Here is a 13788-nt window from a genome sequence, read left to right as displayed (position 1 = left end):
CAAAAAAAAAGGGGCTCTTAGAGGCCCCTTTTTACGTTTTAGTCCCAATATTACTTTTTGTTTACAGTTCCTGTAAGCCTTAGCACTACATTCGAACTCTTGGGGTCGTTGGTGATAACGGTAATGGTTTTACTTTGCCTACCGGTGAAGCCGCGCGTGCGGAACGATGCTGAGAGGGAGCTCTGCTCGCCGGGCTTAATTACAGTAACCTTGGGTGCAACTGTGGTACAACCACAGCTCGCCTGTATCTTTCGGATTACCAAATCGCTTTTACCTGCATTGGTGAAAACGAATTCGTGCTCAATTACGTCGCCCTCGTCTACATTGCCAAAATCTTTGGTTATCTCCGAGAATTCAATCTTTGGAGCGTTATCAAGCTCCTGCTTCGTTAGCTTGGAAAAGTCCTCCTCAATACGAGCGCTGATGTTAATGATATTGCCCTGAATCCTTTGCTTGTTAACCATAACGGTTGCGCGACTAACGGAGTATCCCCAGTCATCAACTCCCTTGGCATCAAAAGATACAATAATTTCACCCTCTTGCCCTGGGGCAAGTGTGCTTGGTACTGGTGTTACAGTTATATGCTTGGGTACCCTGTCGAATGAGACCTCAATTTTTTCCTTACCAAAGTTATACATCTTAAGGGTGTCGGTTTTTTGCTGATCAACATAAACGATACCCAATGAAGCGTGAGAGTTAGTGAGGCCTAGATCGCCAATCCTTCGACGATAAATCTCTTCCTTGGTTTTTTCCCTAGGAAGAACCTGACCCCTGAGCGACAGAACTATACCCGAGCCCGGTGCGTTGGTAAATACCGTAATCCGCTGGTTAATTGCGCCAGGGCGCCCGCGTGGGTCGTAGGTAATGTTTACAAAGCCTTCCGTTTCAGGCAGTATAGGTTCTCTGGTCCAGTTCGATGCTGTACAACCACATGATGTGGCCACCCTAGTGATAATAAGAGGAACATCACCAGTGTTCTTAACTTTAAACTCAGCAGTTACAGGGCCATTATTCTCAAGAATTTCCCCATAGTTATGAACAACTTTCTCGAATTGGGGGACTGGAGTATTGGTTTGTGCCAAAAAAGGTATTGAGCAAAATGCAAATAGAATTGTAAAAAGAATACTTTTCATATGCCTGTAGATTAACTTTTAATAGAAATGTAAATGGTAAACGAGTCTCAAAATTAATAAGTTTTATTTCTTTTTTGTACTCTAAATGGATTTATATTATGGCAAAAGCCATTCCATCTTTTTATTTAGCTAAGGATGATGTTTGCATAATATGCCTGTATTCTATCTAAACACAAGGCTATAGGACGATTGGATTTTTTTTGAGTACATTTGTATTCAAATCGATTTGCAATGAGCTTAGTAGAACTTGTTATACTACTTGTTATAGGGTTACTTGCCGGTTTTACCGGTGGCTCGCTAGGGCTTGGGGGTGGAATTATTATTGTGCCAGCTTTAGTTTTTATTATGGGGTTTAGCCAGCATCAAGCGCAAGGTACAAGCTTGGCGGTAATTGTGTTTCCTGTTGCTTTTCTAGGTGCATACAACTATTATCGCTCTGGATTTGTAAATATTAAGTATGTGCTTGTGTTGGCAGTCGCTTTTGTTGTGGGAAGTTACCTGGGTTCGCTTATGTCAATCAATTTGCCCGAAAAGATTTTGAAAAAGGTTTTTGGCTTTGCCCTGCTCGCCCTTTCCCTTAAAATGATTTTCAATAAATAGCATTTGGTATGCTCAACACTATACGCAATCTTTCTAAATCTCAGTTCAACCAAATGGTTGAGTTGCGCAGGTATTTACACCAACACCCAGAGCTTTCGTTTAAAGAGGTGAACACTGCGAAACGAATTGCCCAAGAACTCGATAAAATTGGTATTCCTTATCATTCAGGGGTTGGCGAAACGGGCATTGTTGCCATTGTTAATGGCGATTCATCTGGGCCAACCATAGGCATTAGAGCCGAACTCGATGCCCTGCCAATACAAGAGCAAACAGGTTTGGATTACTCCAGTGCTAATCCGAATGTAATGCATGCCTGCGGGCATGATGTGCATATGGCCAACCTTATTGGCACAGCAAAAATTTTGTGGGAGCTTCGCGATGAGATTAAAGGAAAAATTCTGCTGATATTTCAGCCTGGCGAGGAGCTACTCCCAGGTGGAGCGCTTAGTATTATCAACTCCCAGGTGTTTAAACAGAATGTGCCCGACCTAATGCTCGGAGCGCACATACTGCCAGAGTTGGAGGCTGGGAGAGTTGGTTTTCGCTCAGGCCCATACATGGCCTCCGGCGATGAGGTATACTTAACCGTAAAGGGTAAAGGCGGGCATGCCGCAATGCCTCATACCCTTGTCGATCCTGTTGTTATGGCATCACACATTGTTTTGGCATTGCAACAGGTGGTTAGCCGAAACGCACCTATTGATGTACCCACAGTTCTTTCGTTTGGTAAAATTATTGGCAATGGGGCAACCAATGTTATTCCCGACTTGGTTGAGATTGAAGGAACCTTTCGAACCATGAACGAAAGCTGGAGGGCTAAAGCGCACAATCTTATTGCTCAAAAAGCCAAAGGTATTGCTCAAAGTATGGGTGGCGATTGCCTAATCGAAATTAAAGAAGGGTATCCTACGTTAAGCAACCATCCCCAGCTTACAGCATTTGCTAACAGCTTAGCTAAGGAGTACATAGGCCCTGAGGGCGTTGTTGACCTCCCAATCCGTATGACCACCGATGATTTTGCATATTACGTTCAGAGCATCCCCTCGGTTTACTTTAGGGTGGGAGCGGGTTTCGAAAACGCAGAAAATGCTGGCCTTCACAATGGGAAGTTGGTGGTGAACGAGCATGTTATTGAGCAGGCAGGTGGATTGTTGGCTTGGTTAGCCATTGGTTTGATTGGTAAGTTGCAGTAGTATAAATTGTTAGCAAGCCTACCTTATCTTGATTTATACTGGTTATAAATATCATAAAAAGCCTTTTTTTCTTTCCGATTTAAATAAATGCTAGTATTTTTGTGGTGCATACATGCTAAAGTTTAACTAAAAAACCAAAACAATGGCTTACGTAATTACTGATGATTGCACTGCTTGCGGTAGCTGCATCGACGAGTGCCCAGTTGAGGCAATATCTGAGGGTGATATCTATAAAATTGACCCAGATGTATGTACCGATTGTGGTGCTTGTGCTGATGTTTGCCCAGTTGAGGCTATTCATCCTGCATAGTTAGCAGAAGGTACTAATATTTAAAGCCCATTACCCCTGGTAATGGGCTTTTGCATTTAGTGTGCTAAACTGATTGACAAAGAAAAGGCTCACCCGCAGGGTGAGCCTTTTTTATAGGGTTTCTCCAGCCCTATTTGTAAACCTAAACCTAAAAACTTTTTTGAATACATCTAGTAATCTAACTTGTTGACCAAAATTTTAAATAATTCTTGTATAGTTTTCTATTAGCTCTGTTTCATTATACTTCTAATCCTATGCCAAAGTTTCTAAAATATTGATAATTAGGTGTAGGTTTGACGAATTAGCTTGTAGGGGTTATTAATCATTGTTTTGTGTTGTTAAAATAGTGTTCGCTTTCGAACAGGTTGTGTGCGGTGGTGAAAATTTTGTGATAGATAACCAATGATTAGTCTTACTCCATTTGAAGTAGTTCAATTCATCCTTTTTTTTTTAACTAAATAGCCAGCCACAAGTGGGACTTTGTGGCTGGCTGGTAGAATTTAATTAGTTGTTAATCTGGAAGAAAAGCTTGTTCAGTTTACCTGTTGTTTTTTACTATCTTTTTAACTGTTTGTATCCCGCTATTATCAATGATTCTAACCAAGTATACACCATTAGGCAGGTTGCTTGTGTCTATGAAGACTTGATCGTTATTGATGTTCTCTTTGGATAAGATTTGTTGTCCTGCAATATTCACAATAATAATCCGCTTCGCATTGATGGCATTGTTTACAACCAGCCTATTGCTAAATGGGTTTGGATAAACATTTGCTTTTGATTCCTGATCATAGTTTACGCTCACAGCAATTAGGCTCACAGAAATTATTGAATCCTCATTTTCTATGATAACCTCCCCGTTGATTGATTCATAACCTTGGGCTGTTAGAGTATAGGCATATGTGCCATTAGAAAGCATTATGGATGCCTCTCCCTGTTCATCTGTAGTAATGGTCTCATCGTTAATTTCAATATTAACTCCAGCCAATGCACCATTTGAACTGTTAATCACTTTAAAAGTTACCTGATAGGTTGGTGTGTTCAGAATGGTTAAACTACCACTAATGTATGTAAAGGCGTAGTTATTATCATCGCCCCCAGCTACTGTAATATCATACTCCCCAGGTTGACTATTAACTGTGGCAATTGTTGATGCAATAGGTAGTTCATTAATTAATGATTCATCTTCACCGTTTACAAATCCTAAGTATGTAATAGTGAATATTGGGTTCTCCTCACCCTCATAGCGAGTTTTGTCATCAGCCGTAGCCGTTAGCGGGGCCTTTGTAATGTCCAACTCGCCATCCACCAGCGTTAGCTCGTAGTTGGTGGCGCTACCGCCTTCCAAGGTGATGGGGTACTGGCCCACGACACTGGTTGTTGTGGCTGAAGTAGAAACGGTGGGCTCAGTAATGGCCGACTCGTCCTCATCGTTCACGAAGCCAACGTAGGCGATGGTGAGCACGGGGTTGTCCGCGCCGTAGGTTCTCGACTTGCTCTCAGCAGTGGCTGTCAAGGATGCCTTTGTAATGTCCAACTCGCCATCCACCAGCGTTAGCTCGTAGTTGGTGGCGCTACCGCCTTCCAAGGTGATGGGGTACTTGCCCACGACACTGGTGGCAGTGGCTGAAGTAGAAACGATGGGCTCAGTGATGGCCGACTCATTCTCGTCGTTCACGAAGCCAGCGTAGGCGATGGTGAGCACGGGGTTGTCGGCCCCGTAGGTCCTCGACTTGCTCTCAGCCGTGGCTGTCAAGGATGCCTTTGTAATGTCCAACTCGCCATCCACCAGCGTTAGTTCGTAGTTGGTGGCGCTACCGCCATCAAGAGTGATGGGGTACTTGCCCACGACACTGGTGGCAGTGGCTGAAGTAGAAACGATGGGCTCGGTGATGGCCGTCTCATTCTCGTCGTTCACGAAGCCAGCGTAGGCGGTGGTGAGCACGGGGTTGTCGGCCCCGTAGGTCCTCGACTTATCATCGGCCGTGGCAATGAGGGATGCTTTAGTAATCTCCAATTCACCATTCACCAGCGTCAGCTCATAGTTGGTGGCATCACCTCCTGTCAGTTCGATGGGGTACTTGCCCACGAAGGTCGTTGCGGTGGGCGTGGTGCTAATGTTGGGCTCGGTGATAACCGACTCGTCCTCGCCATTAACAAATCCATTGTAAGCAATGGTTAGCACGGGATTGTCCGCGCCGTAGGTCCTCGACTTGCTCTCGGCCGTGGCTGTCAAGGATGCCTTTGTAATATCCAATTCACCATTCACTAGCGTTAGCTCATAATTAGTCGCGCTACCGCCATCAAGGGTGATGGGGTACTTGCCCACGACACTGGTGGCAGTGGCTGAAGTAGAAATGGTGGGCTCGGTGATGGCCGACTCGTCCTCGCCGTTCACGAAACCAGTGTAGGCTATGGTCAGCATAGGGTTGTCCGCGCCGTAGGTCCTCGACTTGCTCTCGGCAGTGGCAGTGAGGGACGCTTTAGTGATTTCCAATTCACCATTCACTAGCGTTAGCTCGTAGTTGGTGGCATCACCTCCTGTCAGTTCGATGGGGTACTTGCCCACGAAGGTCGTTGCGGTGGCCGTGGTGCTAATGTTGGGCTCGGTGATGGCCGATTCGTCCTCGCCGTTCACGAAGCCAACGTAGCCGATGGTCAACACCGGGTTGTCGGCCCCGTAGGTCCTCGACTTGCTCTCGGCAGTGGCAGTGAGGGACGCTTTAGTGATTTCCAATTCACCATTCACTAGCGTTAGCTCGTAGTTGGTGGCGCTACCGCCTTCCAAGGTGATGTGGTACTTGCCCACGACACTGGTGGCAGTGGCTGAAGTAGAAACGATGGGCTCAGTGATAACCGACTCGTCCTCGCCATTAACAAATCCATTGTAAGCAATGGTGAGCACGGGATTGTCGGAGCCGTAGGTTCTCGACTTGTCCTCGGCCGTGGCGAGTAATTCTTTCCTATTAATTGTTAATGTCTTACTAACCTGTTCGGCAGGTTCATAATCCTCATCACCTTCCTGATCTGCGTATATTGTGCAAGAACCAACACCAACGATCTTCACTAAGTTGTTTTCAACGATTGCAACATCAGGATTGCTTGATGAAAATTTAACGGATAACCCGCTACTTGCAGAAGCTGAAGGGTTAAAATCTTCATCACCGTAAGTTTTTATTGGTATATCTTCAAGTGTTATTGATTGAGGTAATCGAATATTTAAAGTGGTGAATGTATTTGGATTACTCTCAGCAGTAAGCCATTGATACTGTTCAGCACCTGGAGTACCATTGTATTCAAAAATTTGTATTGTGTACTTTGTGTTTAGTGATAATCCACTTAACGAGAAACTGTTTTCGTTTCCATTATAAACACAGAAGTAACCTGAATTATTAAGTTCATCGCCTGGAGAATCCCAATTGCTTGATGCAGAGTATGTTTGTAAGTATTCAGGGTAAGAAATGGCACCCTCACCCTCCTTAACAAAAACCACACGTGATTCTCCATCTCCTTTGGTCCAACTAATATCTACTTCGGTGCTGGTAATGTTGCTAAATATGATATTGCTTGCCTGAGTAAAAGGCTCAGGCTTATATCTCCAAAGCTGCTCCCCTCTATGGTCAGTTGCAACAAAAAATAAATATTTGTCGCTAGCCATTAAGCTCCCGCCAATGTAACCATTAGTTACATTTCCAACTTGGAATGTCCCCTCTTCAGTTCCATCGCTACGCCATAGTTTAGAGTTCTGACCAGTGGAGGTATGGAAATAAATATAACCATTAAAGGACGTAATGCTAGCAGATAGCAATGAACTTTCATTTCCAGGTATTACATCTACTACTAGCTGAGTTCCCTCAAATGTTCCATCGGTTCTCCAAAGCTCTCTTCCGTTAACACCATCATCAGCAGAAAAGTAAACTACTCCATTGTGGTTAACAAAGTTGCTTGGGTAAGAACTTTCTGATCCAGAATAAATATCCTTAAGCATATATGTACCTGATTCGGTTCCATCGCTAATCCATAGTTCATTGCCATTTACACCGTTGTTTGCTGAAAAAAGAAATTTATTGTCAAAACCTATTCCAGAGGGTAAAGAACTACTTCCTCCAGGATTAATATCCTTAACCAATATAGTTCCAGAATATGTTCCATCGCTTTTCCATAGTTCTCGACCATTTGAACCATTATCGGCACTAAAGAAAAGAGTTCCGTTAACATTGGCATATAAATATGGGCTCGATGATGATGATCCAGATCTAATATCCCTAACCATTACGGTACCCGCTTCTGTTCCATCGCTCTTCCATAGTTCTGTCCCATTACTACCATTGGAGGCAGAAAAGAATAGCATTCCGTTTACATCAATTAGACTGCTAGCACTTGAATGGCCCGTGCCAGGGTTAATGTCCTTTACCATAATAGTTCCTGCCTCAGTGCCATCGCTTTTCCATAGTTCAATGCCATTAACACCATTATTTGCTCTGAAGAAAAGAGTTCCATCTACATTTCTAAGCATTTGTGGTGAGGAATGCCCAGTTCCCGGGTTAATATCCTTAACTATCACAGTTCCTGTTTCTGTTCCATCACTTTTCCAAAGTTCTGAACCATATGTGGGGTGACTCGCACTAAAAAATAGTGTGCCATCTACATTGGTAATCGATTCAATAAAAGCAGTACCCGAACCAGGGTTTATGTCTTTTACCATCTGGGTTCCCTCGTGGGTGCCATCGCTTTTCCATAGTTCAATTCCATAAACTCCATCGTTGGCTCTAAAAAATAGTTCGCCATTTAAATCGGCAAAATACGCTAAACCACTACTTGATGCTTGGTTTATATCTTTCACCAAAAGGGTACCCTCCTCAGTCCCATTGCTTTTCCAAACCTCAGCGCCATTAATTCCGTCGTTTGCTCTAAACAAAAGGGTACCATTGGCATTAGTAAGATATTGAGGGGAGGAGGAGTTTCCTGGCCTTATGTTTTTTACCATAACAGTGCCTTCGGCAGTTCCATCTGTTTTCCATAGTTCCTCTCCATTTACCCCATCATTAGCCCTAAAGTAGATTGTTTCGTTAATGTTCACCAATTCAGATGGATTTGAATCACCTGCACCAACATTAATATCCTTAATCATTACAGTTCCTTCAGGGGTACCATCGGTTTTCCAAAGTTCATAGCCATATACATCATCTCTAGCATTGAAAAAAATTTCGCCATTAAGCGCTGTAAAATTTTTTGGAAACGAACCCGTAGATCCGGGATAAATATCCTTAAGCAAATATGTTCCATCGCTTGTGCCATCACTTATCCACAGTTCGTAATCTGAACCTTGAAAAATAAACTTATCATTATGCTCAACTCCACCCCCAAAATTGCCATTTCTTAACAATATAGTTCCTTCCTCCGTGCCATCGCTAACCCAGAGACCGTATCCGCTTGATGTTTCTGCTCTAAAGAAAATTAATCCATTAACAGTAGCACGTATGACGGGAAATCCATTGGGTGATCCAGGATATATATCCTTCACTAATACCGTTCCTTCTTCTGTTCCGTCGCTTTTCCAAAGTTCCAGTCCCGTAACGCCATTGCTGGCTGCAAAGTATAGCGTTCCGTTTGAGTTGAAGAAAAGTTGTGGAGATGAGGAGTTTACCCCTGGGTTTATGTCCTTAACCATTAAAGTTCCTTCAGGGGTTCCGTCACTTTTCCATAGTTCAAAACCATTAACCCCATCATTGGCAGAAAAGAATAGTATTCCATTCACCTCAGTCAACTTATCAGGTCTTCCTTCTGCTGAACCGGGATTAATATCTTTAACCATAACGGTTCCTTCAACTGTTCCATCGCTCATCCATAGCTCTCTCCCATGAACTCCATCGTTGGCAGGGAAAAAAACCTTACCGCTGGCGTAAACTATTTGTGGTTGCATTTGGTCTATGCCACCTACTGCACCAGCATAAATATCCTTAAGCATTTGAGTTCCCTCCTCTGTTCCATCTGTAACCCAAAGTTCATAACCAAAATGATTGGTTGCTGTAAAGAATGTTTTATCACCTGCTTGACAAAACCCAAGCGGATTGGAACTAGAGTTTGATACGTTCGAATTGATTTGCTTAACCATTTCTACCTGAGCAAATGAGGTAAAAAAGAATAAGAAAATCGGTAGCAAGGTTAGGTAAATTTTTTTCATAGTTTTTCCTCCAAGTTTACTGTTTGTTATAGTATTGTTTGTTTGTCCAAAAAATTAATAAGATCCTCTGCTTCGTTGGTTACAACGGGTATTGCATCGGAATTGCTAAGCTTCACAAAAGCATTGCACTTCACATAGCTTTGCATATGCATTATGTTTATTAGGTGGTTTGGATGGATTAGAAAAAAGTTGTGAAGCCTTAGCAGATTCTCCCAATACTCAAGCTCAAAGGGGGTAATCAACTCCTGTTTATTTAACAGGTACATTACGCTACTATTCAGGTCGCGCTCAACCCTAACAATTGATGGGATGGGCAAAAAGCAGTAATTATCGCCCTTGGTTAAAACCTCTATCTCAACTTCACCATTGGAGTAAAGCAGGCTTTGCTGGCTCCATTCCTCAAGGGAAAAAGATTGCTCTGGAATAGAATTTATACTAAACCAGGTTGTTAGTACAATTGATGTACTTGGGTTTCCAAGAATTATATCCTCATGGGGCACAACTAGCACTTTGACCATAGAATCAATTTTGGCCAAAATAGTTAGGCAAATCCTAATTGAAAATAGTGATTAAGTATTCGCTGGGTTTCAATTATTATTTGCTGGGATCTATTTATTATTTGATTTTATTTCTATCTGAAAATAATTGTTGTAACCAAACCACGAATCAACCTTAAATCCTCTCAGCGTCAAGCAAACGATAGGTACATAGCGTTTGCTTAGCGTCAGGCAATCCGCTGTCCGTCTTTTTGCCAAGTAACTCTAGCAGTGTTTTTGCTGCGTTAACAACGGGTTGCCGTTGGTAATGCTTTTCATGGGCAAAGTTTAGATACTTTAGTAGCTTAAAGGCATCGAACCAAAGGAAGAAGCGCTTGGCGAAATTTTCGGAGCTGGATGTGTTGTTGTTAATTTCTTGGATTGCTTGTGCAAAACTGTTCTGCTCTAGGAAAAGTCTCAGCGGTTCTGGTTGCCCCTTCATGAAGTTGTATGTGTAATCGTCAGTTGAGTTGAAGAGTGATGTGGGGGCAAGGTCGATAAAACTTTTTAGTTCCTGAAACGCCCTGATGCTATAGGTTAAATAGCCAGTACTATTGTTCTCAATGTACTTGGTCATAGCCCGCCCGGTACCAAAAGGAACACGGTACGAGGTTCGGGGCGATGGGTAAACCACGGCTGTGTTCAAGTTGCGGAAATTACCGTGGGGGATAATCTTTTGCAGAAAGTAAAAATCCTCGCCTGCCTTGTTCTTGTTCATCCCTCCGAACCGGAGGTAAGCATCGGCACTGCAGGCCATGCTTGAGCCCACCGTTTGTTCAGAGAAGGGGTGGCCAATGTACTTACCTGCCTGAACATAGTATCGAAGATGTAGTTCGTACTCTGCTATCCCTTGGTATATTTCGCTTTGGAAGTCGTTGCCCTCAATGGGGTGCTCGTACCTGATGGAACATGCGGCAGTTGCAGGGTACCTTAGCCAGAGTTTTTCCAGTTCAACCAAGTAGTTTGTTGTGCATGTTGCATCGGCATCGAAGCATGCTATTACTCTGGTTGCACAATCGGATTGCAGAAGGCGCCACGCCGCTTCGTCCATTCCTGTTTTACGAGCCAGCCCAACTCCAGCGTGTTTCTTGGGTAGGTTAGATGCGTCGATGGGGTAAAACTTTAGGCCGCCATACTTGCTAAGCTCGTTGGCTCGATGAACTTCCTGTATGCAGCTAAGGGCATTGTTAATCACCTCAGGAGATGATTCTTCGGGGTAGTTCACCACAACTAGCACCTCCACATCGCAGGTTGGGGCATTGCAGTTGGCAAGCGCCTGGAGCGATTGCCATAGGTTGGGCTCATTGAACGATGGCAGCACAATTGCAATGCCAAGGTTGGGGCTTGGATTGCTAGTCAGCGTTGGGCTAAATGATTTGTGCCGTTTAAAGTAGGGGTGCTGCATTGGGAATTTTAGTTACATCTAAATCAAAAAAAAATAAGCCCCTCCCTTGTTAGGGTTGGGGCTTGGTGTATTGCTTAAAAAAATCTTATTTTTTTGTTTTGCTTTTGCTGTACTCAGCGTTTAGTCCAACTAGAACCTCTCTTGTAATTTCGATGGCTGGATTTCCGTAAAGCACTGGGCCGCCAAATGCACCGCTAAGGATAACTTGGTAACCCTTTTCTTTGTTGTACTCTTTTAGGAAGTCGGTAATGCTGTGCTGGATTCTGCGAAGCATCACTTGCTCTTCCTCGGCAAATTGCATCCGCAGCTCATCTCTGTACTGGTATAGCTCTTGCTCCTTGGTGGCAAGATCTTGCTGCATTTGTTGTGCTGTTGAGCGGGTTACTAGTCCTTTCTGAACTTTATCCTGAAAATCGATCATCTGCCTTTCGAAGGCTCTAGTGCGGGTGGTCATGTCGGTTTCCATTTTGCGACCCTTGCCTTCAAGCTCTGCTTGAATGTCAAAGTACATATCGTAGTTGTTCAGTAGCGAGTCCATGTTCACCCAGGCAATTGCGTGCTCACCTACAAACTGTTCGGAGGCAACCCCGTCTTCGCTTTGAGTGGTTTTAGTTTTGGGAGTTCCAGTAAAATGTAAAACGTAAAGCGCTACAATGGCAATGGCCAAAACGATGTTTACTACTAGCGATGTATTTTTCATTTCTTAAGATTGGTTGAACCGGAAATTGAGATGTTGAACCGGCTTGTTAAACAAATAGTATTTAGTATAGAAACGTTTGCAAATATATTGATTATGCTCAATAAAAAAAGGTATGTTAAAAAAATTACTCAAAAAGACCCTCATCACGAACAAGCAGAAGGATAGCCTGGAACGGTACCACGATATACTTCTCGTTGCTAAACTCAATCTCGGTGCCATTATCTTGTAGGTATACAGCCATGTCACCCACGTTGGCTTGTAGGGGGAAGTAGCGGGAATTGTCCCTGCTTTTTTGCCAAGGCTCCTCGTAATCGGTTGGCGCGGGAATAGGATATCCGGGGCCAACCTTTACAACAAACCCGCACTGCACCTTTTGCTTCTCCTGCACACCGGGCGGGAGAAGTAATCCCGCTTTTGTTCTCTCATCGGGGTTTTTCGGTTTTATTAGCACCCTGTCGCCAACTACAATTAGCTTGTCTAAATTCTTCGTTTCGAGTGATAATGCCATATGGTTGCCATAAAATAAAGTTTGCCTTGCAAAGATATATAATTGTACAATGGATTTCTCCTTGCTAAATAACCAAACAAGCACAGTGTGTTTGCATACTGCACATAATCAGTCGTGTGTGTGAAAATATTATCGATTATCGCATTGCTCTTTTATCAATATTTAACAAATTGATTGCGTGGCTAGATGGTATCAAAAGTCAAACGTGCCTTTTGGTAGTACTCTTCCCCCGGCTTAAGAAGTGTAGAAGGAAAATGAGGTTGGTTTGGGGTATCGGGGAAGTGCTGCATCTCGAGGCAAACAGCCCAATTCTTGTTATATGCAGTACCATTATGACCAGTATGAACCCCGTCGAGCGAGTTGCCCGTGTAGACCTGAATGCCAGGATGTGTACAGCTTATGCTAAGCCGTCTGCCACTATGTGAATGGGTTAGTATGGCTGCCGATGCATCATTGGTGCGATTATTTAGCGCAAAGCAGTGATCAATACCACCATCTATACCCTTAATGCTAGGGCCAAGTGGGCGTGGTTGGCTAAAGTCGAAGAGGGTGTTTTTGCATGCAACCAATTTTCCTGTAGGGATTTGAGTGCCATCAATCTCAAGGTAGTGGCTAGCGTTAAGTTGTAGTACATGCGAACAAACATCCTCCTTAAATCCACTAAGATTAAAGTATCCGTGGCTGGTAAGGTTTATATGGGTAGGGGCATCGGTTGTTGCAAAAAACTCAATATCTAACGTGTTGTTGTCATGCACTGTGTACTTTACTGTTGCTTTAAGGTTACCCGGGTAACCCTCTTCCATATCATCGCTTTTGCATGAGAGGGTGAGGGTGCCCTTAGCTTCATCGCTTTCCAATGCGGAGTCCCACAGCTTGCTATGGAATCCGTTGTCGCCACCATGAAGGTGGTTGGGCCCATTGTTTATGGGGAGGTTATACTCAACGCCATCAATCAAAAATTTTCCTTTGGCAATTCTATTGGCAAATCGCCCCACAACAACGCCAAAGTGTGGGTGGCCTTTTAGGTACTGCTCTAGGTTATCGAATCCTGCAGTTATTTCTTCAATATTGCCTAATCGATCGGGTGCTTTCACAGAGGTAATAATGCCTCCAAAATTAGTTATGCCTATGGAGAGGCCGTTGCTGGCTTCAAAGGTGAAAAGCTGTGCCTCATGGCCATTTTGTGTATGGCCAAATAGTTTGGTTGTTACCTTCATATTTT

General features: G+C 43.6%; 10 protein-coding genes. 3 read left to right on the top strand and 7 right to left on the bottom strand.

From position 1 onward, the window contains the following. Positions 1–50 precede the first annotated feature (50 nt). Positions 51–1133, bottom strand: a complete 1083-nt coding sequence (locus G8O23_RS02375; RefSeq protein ID WP_166361374.1) for a DUF1573 domain-containing protein — start codon at positions 1131–1133, stop codon at positions 51–53. Positions 1134–1364: 231 nt separating this feature from the next. Here G8O23_RS02375 and G8O23_RS02370 point away from each other — a divergent pair, with 231 nt between their 5' ends. The 3 genes from G8O23_RS02370 to G8O23_RS02360 all read left to right on the top strand — a co-directional run bounded on the left by G8O23_RS02370 (position 1365) and on the right by G8O23_RS02360 (position 3236). Continuing rightward, positions 1365–1733: a sulfite exporter TauE/SafE family protein gene (locus tag G8O23_RS02370; protein WP_166361372.1), complete on the top strand. Its 369-nt coding sequence runs from the start codon at positions 1365–1367 to the stop codon at positions 1731–1733. Between the two features lie 8 nt (positions 1734–1741). After that, complete coding sequence (locus G8O23_RS02365) at positions 1742–2926, top strand: M20 metallopeptidase family protein (RefSeq protein ID WP_166361370.1); 1185 nt, start codon at positions 1742–1744, stop codon at positions 2924–2926. Positions 2927–3068: 142 nt separating this feature from the next. After that, positions 3069–3236 carry a DUF362 domain-containing protein gene (locus G8O23_RS02360; protein ID WP_166361368.1) on the top strand — a complete coding sequence of 56 codons (168 nt, stop codon included), beginning with the start codon at positions 3069–3071 and terminating at the stop codon, positions 3234–3236. A 538-nt stretch (positions 3237–3774) separates the two neighbouring features. Here the strand turns inward: G8O23_RS02360 and G8O23_RS02355 are convergent. The 6 genes from G8O23_RS02355 to G8O23_RS02330 all read right to left on the bottom strand — a co-directional run bounded on the left by G8O23_RS02355 (position 3775) and on the right by G8O23_RS02330 (position 13783). After that, positions 3775–9417, bottom strand: a complete 5643-nt coding sequence (locus G8O23_RS02355; RefSeq protein ID WP_166361366.1) for an ELWxxDGT repeat protein — start codon at positions 9415–9417, stop codon at positions 3775–3777. Positions 9418–9443: 26 nt separating this feature from the next. Further along, positions 9444–9935, bottom strand: coding sequence for a LytTR family transcriptional regulator DNA-binding domain-containing protein (locus G8O23_RS02350; RefSeq protein WP_166361364.1), 492 nt, complete (start codon positions 9933–9935; stop codon positions 9444–9446). Between the two features lie 154 nt (positions 9936–10089). Then, positions 10090–11358 carry a glycosyltransferase gene (locus G8O23_RS02345; RefSeq protein WP_166361362.1) on the bottom strand — a complete coding sequence of 423 codons (1269 nt, stop codon included), beginning with the start codon at positions 11356–11358 and terminating at the stop codon, positions 10090–10092. An 85-nt stretch (positions 11359–11443) separates the two neighbouring features. After that, positions 11444–12058 carry an OmpH family outer membrane protein gene (locus G8O23_RS02340; protein WP_166361360.1) on the bottom strand — a complete coding sequence of 205 codons (615 nt, stop codon included), beginning with the start codon at positions 12056–12058 and terminating at the stop codon, positions 11444–11446. Between the two features lie 124 nt (positions 12059–12182). Then, on the bottom strand, positions 12183–12566 hold the full coding sequence (locus G8O23_RS02335; protein ID WP_166361358.1) for a co-chaperone GroES: 384 nt from the start codon (positions 12564–12566) through the stop codon (positions 12183–12185). A 182-nt stretch (positions 12567–12748) separates the two neighbouring features. Continuing rightward, positions 12749–13783, bottom strand: a complete 1035-nt coding sequence (locus G8O23_RS02330) for an aldose epimerase family protein (protein WP_166361356.1) — start codon at positions 13781–13783, stop codon at positions 12749–12751. Between the last annotated feature and the right edge of the window lie 5 nt (positions 13784–13788).

Source organism: Perlabentimonas gracilis (assembly GCF_011174675.1).
GTDB lineage: Bacteria > Bacteroidota > Bacteroidia > Bacteroidales > Tenuifilaceae > Perlabentimonas > Perlabentimonas gracilis.
Note: the sequence above shows the minus strand (reverse complement) of the source record. Positions and strands in the feature narration are given on the sequence as shown.